Origin of the sequence: uncultured Caballeronia sp., assembly GCF_964243625.1 — a bacterium.
Classification (GTDB): domain Bacteria; phylum Pseudomonadota; class Gammaproteobacteria; order Burkholderiales; family Burkholderiaceae; genus Caballeronia.
In genome coordinates this window covers 1-6,249 of record NZ_CAXTGZ010000368.1, presented here as the reverse complement: position 1 = coordinate 6,249, position 6,249 = coordinate 1, and the positions used below count along the sequence as shown (strand labels likewise).

Genomic DNA, 6,249 nt, shown 5'->3' with positions numbered 1-6,249 from the left:
TTTAGCGGTCCAGCCTGAAATTCACTTCCTCCGGCCGCCCCTCGAGGCTCAACTTCGCCCGCATCGACGGTGAACGGCTGATCACCTTCCCTCGTCGAAGCACAGCCGTGCGTGCCGCCCGTAGTCGAATCGCTTCGACAGGATCACGCGCGTCCAGCACCACGCAATCCGCGTTGTTACCCACGGCAATCCCATATCCTTCGATACCCAGGATCTTCGCCGGTGTCGTAGTCACTGCTTCGAACGCGGCGCGCATTGCGTCGATGCCCGTCATCTGCGCCACGTGCAATCCCATATGCGCCACTTCGAGCATGTCGCCGGAACCGAGGCTGTACCACGGGTCCATCACGCAGTCGTGGCCAAACGCAACGTCGACGCCCGCCGCCATCAGTTCAGGCACGCGCGTCATGCCGCGACGCTTCGGATAAGTATCGGCGCGCCCCTGCAGCGTGATGTTGATCAACGGATTTGCGATTGCGGCCACGCCCGAATCGCGGATCAACGGGATCAGCTTGCTCACGTAGTAGTTGTCCATGGAGTGCATGGAAGTCAAGTGCGAACCGGTCACACGCCCTTGCAAACCCAGACGATGCGTCTCTGCCGCCAACGTTTCAATGTGCCGCGACATGGGGTCATCGGACTCATCGCAATGCATGTCTACACGCAAGCCCTTCTCTGCTGCGAACTCGCACAACAGCCGCACGGACTCGGCGCCGTCGGCCATCGTGCGCTCGAAATGCGGAATGCCGCCGACGACGTCGACGCCCATCGATATTGCACGCTTCAAATTCTCGAAAGCGCCTTTGCTGCGCAAGATGCCGTCTTGCGGGAACGCAACGAGTTGCAGGTCGAGATATGGCTTCACTCGACGCTTCACTTCGAGCAGCGCTTCCACCGCAAGCAGACGCGGATCGCACACGTCGACATGAGAACGGATCGCGAGCAGACCGCGTGCGACGGCCCAGTCGCAATATTGCATCGCTCGATCGACCAGCGCCTCTTGCGTGAGCTCAGGCTTCAGTTCACCCCACAATGCGATGCCTTCCAGCAACGTTCCCGATGCGTTCACGCGCGGCAAGCCGTAGGACAGCGTAGCGTCCATGTGGAAATGCGCATCGATGAACGGCGCCGTGACGAGAGCACCCGCAGCGTCGATTTCTTCAGGCGCCGTGGCGTCGAGCCGCGGCTCGATGGCGGCAAAGCGGCCGTCTTTGATGCCGATATCCACAGGATCGCGCGAGTGGGCGAGCGCGGCGCGTCGAATGATCAGGTCCATGGGGCTCGTCCTTTCGCTGAGGTGTTCTGGACATTGTAGCGGGACAGAAAGAAGAATTTCGAGCGTACGGGCCGCGTTAGCCATTCGGTCGACTTCAAGAGCGAGAGCGCGCAGGTCAAAGTAATCCCTGTGATCTGACTGCCACACCCCACTAAACGATATCTTGAATCACTGTATCCAATGAGATACACTCGATGCCAGATATCCCGCTCGACTCTTACTCGGGATTCACGTGCATGACCAACACCATCAATCAAACGCGTGAATTTTCAGGTTGGCTGTTGAGCGTAAAAGACCTGAGCGCACGCGCCACGATCCTCGTCCGGATCAAACGTGCAGCGAAGGGTAATTTTGGCGATTGCCACGACGTTGGCGAAAGCGTCTGGGAAATGCGGATCCACACAGGCGCGGGGTATCGTGTTTATTACGTGCGCGACGGCCTGAGCGTCTATCTCTTGTTAGCAGGCGGCTGCAAGCAAGGGCAAGTAGCGGATATCGCCCGAGCGAAGGCCATGTGGCAGCGAATCAGAAAGGAACGGAAATGAACTCCACTCAAATTTCAGCATTCGACGCATCCGACTATCTCGATAGCGAAGAGGCCATCGCGGCTTATTTGAATGAAGCGCTTGCTTCGGGTGACTCGGATATTCTGCTCTCGGCGCTTGCCGACGTCGTAAAGGCACGCGGCATGTCGAAGGTCGCCTCCGACGCCGGCGTGCAGCGCGAAAGCCTTTACAAGTCGCTCTCCGAAGGCGCGAAACCCCGGTTCGAAACCATCCAGAAAGTAGCGGCCGCGCTGGGCGTCAAACTCGTCGCCGTGCCGCTGCATCACTGATCAGAGTCAAACCCAAACATTTACTTCATGAAAATTGCCACCTGGAACGTCAACTCCCTCAAAGTCCGCCAGCAGCACGTTATCGACTGGCTGGCAACGAGCGGCGTCGATGTGCTGTGCCTGCAGGAACTCAAACTCACTGACGACAAATTTCCCGTGGCCGAACTTGAAGCTGCTGGCTACAAGAGCTGGTACGCAGGCCAGAAGACCTACAACGGCGTCGGTATTCTGGTGCGCAGCAGTTTGAGCGTCGATGAAACCACGATCGTGCGCAACATCCCCGCGTTCGAGGATCCGCAACAACGCGTGATTGCCCTGACGGTCGAAGGCGTCCGGATCATCTCGGCCTATTTTCCGAATGGACAAGCGCCCGGCACCGAAAAGTTCGCATACAAGATGCGTTGGCTGGAAGCGCTGCGCGACTGGATAGAAGTTGAAATGAAAACCTATTCGCGACTGGCGCTGCTCGGCGACTACAACATCGCGCCGGAAGACCGCGACGTTCACGATCCAAAAGCATGGGAAGGCCAGAACCTCGTTTCGCCCGATGAGCGTGCGCACTTCGTGCAACTCATCGAACTTGGTCTCACCGATACCTTCCGCAAATTCGAGCAGCCGGAGAAACTATTCACGTGGTGGGATTATCGGATGCTCGGATTCCGCCGTAACGCGGGGTTGCGCATCGATCACATTCTGGCGACGGCGGAACTCGCCGCACGCTGCACTGCATGCGAAGTCGACAAGGTGCCGAGAAAGTGGGAACAGCCGTCGGATCACGCACCGGTTATCGCGACCATTGATTGAATGAAGCGGGGACGAAATCGTCCCCGCTTCACGTCACGCGTCCAGATGCAGTTCCTGGATCTTTCGTGTGATCGTATTGCGGCCAATGCCCAGGCGCTCAGCCGCTTCCACCTTGCGGCCACGCGTGAAATCGAGGGCCTCGCGAATCACCGCGGCTTCAAACCGTCGAGCGAGTTCGTCCATGACATCGGCGGTATTTTCGCGCAACAGTCGCGCGACCTCAGTACGCAAGCCGTTTTCCCAGATGCTCGCGGCAATGCCGGCCGGTGCAGCGCCGAGTGCAACCGGCGCGCCATTCGGACCACTCGCCAAACCCGCGCTCGTTCCGCCCTCCACCGCCGACGCTGTGAGCGCCGTACTCTCGCCGGCATATTCCTGAGTCGGCGTGAGATCGGGCGGCAAATCCTTGCGCTCGATGGTCTGCGCCGGCGCCATCACGGTCAGCCAGTTGCAGAGGTTCTCAAGCTGCCGGACGTTGCCCGGAAACGGCAGCGACGCAAGAAACGCCAGCGCATCCTCAGACACGCGCTTGGGTTCCACACCGAGGTCGCGCGCACTCTTTTGCAGGAAATGGCGCGTGAGCAGCGGAATGTCCTCGCTACGTTCGCGCATCGCGGGAAGCCTCAAACGGATGACGTTCAGCCGGTGATACAAGTCCTCGCGAAACAGGCCCTGGCGTACACGAGACTCAAGGTTCTGATGAGTGGCCGCGATCACGCGAACATTCGCCTTCAACGGGTTGTGCCCGCCTACGCGATAAAACTGGCCATCGGATAACACGCGCAGCAAGCGCGTTTGAAGATCGAACGGCATGTCGCCGATTTCATCTAGGAACAGCGTGCCGTTTTCCGCCTGCTCGAAGCGCCCCTGACGCATGGCCTGCGCGCCCGTGAACGCGCCACGTTCGTGACCGAACAACTCGGACTCGAGCAGGTCCTTCGGAATCGCCGCGGTGTTCAGCGCGATGAAGGGCCCGTTCGCGCGCGGGCTATGGCGGTGCAGCGCGCGGGCGACAAGCTCCTTTCCGGTGCCTGATTCGCCCGTGATGAGCACGGTGGCGGCGGAATGTGACAGACGGCCGATCGCGCGAAACATGTCCTGCATCGCCGGTGCCTGGCCCAGCATCTCGGGCGTTTCGGTGACGCTGTTGTCGTAGGCGGCTTCGCCGCGCATGCTTTCATCGACCGCGCGGCGGATGAGTTCGACCGCCTTGTCCACGTCGAACGGCTTGGCGAGATACTCGAACGCGCCACCCTGGAACGCGGCGACGGCGCTGTCGAGATCGGAGAACGCCGTCATGATGATGACCGGCAGACCGGGCAGCTTGTCGCGCACCGTTTGCAGCAATTCGAGGCCCGAGCCACCCGGCATGCGAATGTCGGACACGAGCACTTGCGGGCTTTCCTGTTCGAGTGCGGTCAGCGCGTCGCGGACGCCGGAAAAACTGCGCGTCGCGAAGTTCTCTCTTGCGAGGGCTTTTTCAAGCACCCAGCGGATGGATTGGTCGTCGTCTACTATCCAGATCGGCTTCATATAGTTCGGCGAGATGTCTTCGTGTGGTTCGGTTTAAGCCCGTCGAAACGGTCAGGCGCATGAGCGCTTTTCAAGATGTCGATGAACCCTCGTGATTGATCGTTCAATGACTGCCGCGATTGCGTTGGTTGCCGGGCGAGGCCGTTCATCCTTCGAACGGCAACAGGATCGTGAATTCGGTGCAGCCTGGCTTGCTTTCCACTTCGATCAACCCGTCGTGTTGCTGCACGAAAGTTTGCGCAAGCGTGAGGCCAAGTCCGCTGCCGTCTTCTCGTCCTGATACGAGCGGATAAAAGATCCGGTCGCGTATCTCTTCCGGGATGCCCGGACCGTTGTCAGTGATATGCAAGTCCAGTGCCAGTTTGTGTAAGCGTTTGCCGATTGTCACCTTGCGCGCGATGCGTGTGCGCAATTCAATACGTGCATCGCCTTGCGAAATCCGTTCGCGCAGCGCTTCTGCCGCGTTTCGAACGATGTTGAGCAGCGCCTGGATAAGCTGCTCCTTGTCGCCGCGCAGGTCGGGCACGCTCACGTCGTAATCGCGGTCGAGCGTGAGGCCACGCGGAAACTCCGCGAGAATCACGGCGCGCACGCGCTCGCACACCTCATGGATATTCACATCGCCCACGATATGCGGATGCCGATGCGGTTCAAGCAACCGGTCGACCAATGTCTGCAGCCGGTCCGATTCCTTGATGATCACTTGCGTGTATTCGCGCAGTTCATCGCGCTCACGCGCGCCGAGTTCGAACTCCAGCAGTTGTGCAGCGCCTCGAATACCGCCAAGCGGATTCTTGATTTCGTGCGCGAGATTGCGGATCAGTTGCTTGTTGACCGCGGTCAGATCGTGAATACGTTCTTCGCGGTCGGTCTTCAGGTGCCGCTCGTTCTCGAAGAGTTCGAGCAGCACGTAATTGGGCGCCACTTCCAGATAAGCGACGATCGCATGAACATGCAGCGGCTCGCGACCGGGGCGTTCGAGCACGGCATCGAGATGGGTCGCGTTGAACCTGTGATCGGCAATGGACGCAATGGTCGTCACCAGCTCGTCTGCGTTGGCGAACAATTCGGGCCACGCAGTTTGAGCCAGTTGCCTGCGCGAGCGTTCCAGCATGGCTTCCGCCGACGGATTCGCGAATGCGATCTTCAGCGTCGACTTGTCCAGCACGAGCACGACCGTGGGCAACGCTTCCATGCCCGGCAGCAGATTGGTGGCGACGAGCGTCGCGTCGTCGGACAGCGAATTGTCGGGAGGACTCTTTCTCGCCTTGATGAGATTCTTGAGAACCATCGTGCAGTGAGACCCGGTCTTGAAACTGGTGAGACGAAGATCCGGCGATTAAAAAAGGGACGGCGCGCCGTCCCTTTTCCGTTCACCTGACACTTCTGCTTCGCATCGAGCGGCATGCTTTTCCGACTACCGGAAACTGAAGCATGCGCGCCATCCGCTTACAGCGAGTAGTACATCTCGAATTCGATCGGATGCACAGCCTGGCGATAGCGCTGCAATTCCGTCGTCTTCAATTCGATATACGCGTCGAGCATCGAATCCGTGAACACGCCACCGACCGTCAGGAACTCGCGGTCAGCGTCGAGTGCGTCGAGCGCCTGATCCAGGCCGGCACACACGGTCGGAATCTTTGCATCTTCTTCCGGCGGCAGGTCATACAGGTTCTTGTCTGCTGCTTCGCCCGGATGGATCTTGTTCTGCACGCCGTCGAGGCCGGCCATCATCAGTGCCGAGAAACACAGGTACGGGTTTGCCATCGGATCCGGGAAACGCGTTTCGATACGGCGGCCC

General features: G+C 59.5%; 6 protein-coding genes and 1 pseudogene. 3 read left to right on the top strand and 4 right to left on the bottom strand.

From position 1 onward, the window contains the following. Window position 1: 1 nt before the first annotated feature. Entirely contained in the window at window positions 2-1,276 is a 1,275-nt protein-coding gene (locus ACFFAR_RS21895; protein WP_375508458.1) for an amidohydrolase family protein, read from the bottom strand. Window positions 1,277-1,470: 194 nt separating this feature from the next. Here ACFFAR_RS21895 and ACFFAR_RS21890 point away from each other — a divergent pair, with 194 nt between their 5' ends. From ACFFAR_RS21890 to xth, 3 genes are read left to right on the top strand one after another with little or no spacing between them, the layout of a single operon-like run. Continuing rightward, window positions 1,471-1,821 carry a type II toxin-antitoxin system RelE/ParE family toxin gene (locus tag ACFFAR_RS21890; RefSeq protein WP_375508457.1) on the top strand — a complete coding sequence of 117 codons (351 nt, stop codon included), beginning with the start codon at window positions 1,471-1,473 and terminating at the stop codon, window positions 1,819-1,821. Beyond that, window positions 1,818-2,111 carry an addiction module antidote protein gene (locus tag ACFFAR_RS21885; protein WP_061999040.1) on the top strand — a complete coding sequence of 98 codons (294 nt, stop codon included), beginning with the start codon at window positions 1,818-1,820 and terminating at the stop codon, window positions 2,109-2,111. Before ACFFAR_RS21890 ends, ACFFAR_RS21885 begins: the two co-directional genes overlap by 4 nt. 27 nt (window positions 2,112-2,138) lie before the next feature. Beyond that, window positions 2,139-2,915 (top strand): exodeoxyribonuclease III, encoded by a 777-nt coding sequence (gene xth, locus ACFFAR_RS21880; protein WP_174363401.1) that lies wholly within the window; start codon window positions 2,139-2,141, stop codon window positions 2,913-2,915. Window positions 2,916-2,948: 33 nt separating this feature from the next. On the opposite strand, the gene ntrC is transcribed toward xth, so the two are convergent. The 3 genes and pseudogenes from ntrC to glnA form a co-directional block, all read right to left on the bottom strand. Continuing rightward, window positions 2,949-4,448, bottom strand: coding sequence for a nitrogen regulation protein NR(I) (gene ntrC, locus ACFFAR_RS21875; RefSeq protein ID WP_174363402.1), 1,500 nt, complete (start codon window positions 4,446-4,448; stop codon window positions 2,949-2,951). A gap of 145 nt (window positions 4,449-4,593) precedes the next feature. After that, window positions 4,594-5,739, bottom strand: coding sequence for a nitrogen regulation protein NR(II) (glnL, locus tag ACFFAR_RS21870; protein WP_061999037.1), 1,146 nt, complete (start codon window positions 5,737-5,739; stop codon window positions 4,594-4,596). 158 nt (window positions 5,740-5,897) lie between these two features. Then, window positions 5,898-6,249, bottom strand: a pseudogene (gene glnA, locus ACFFAR_RS21865) (glutamine synthetase); the annotation flags it as partial.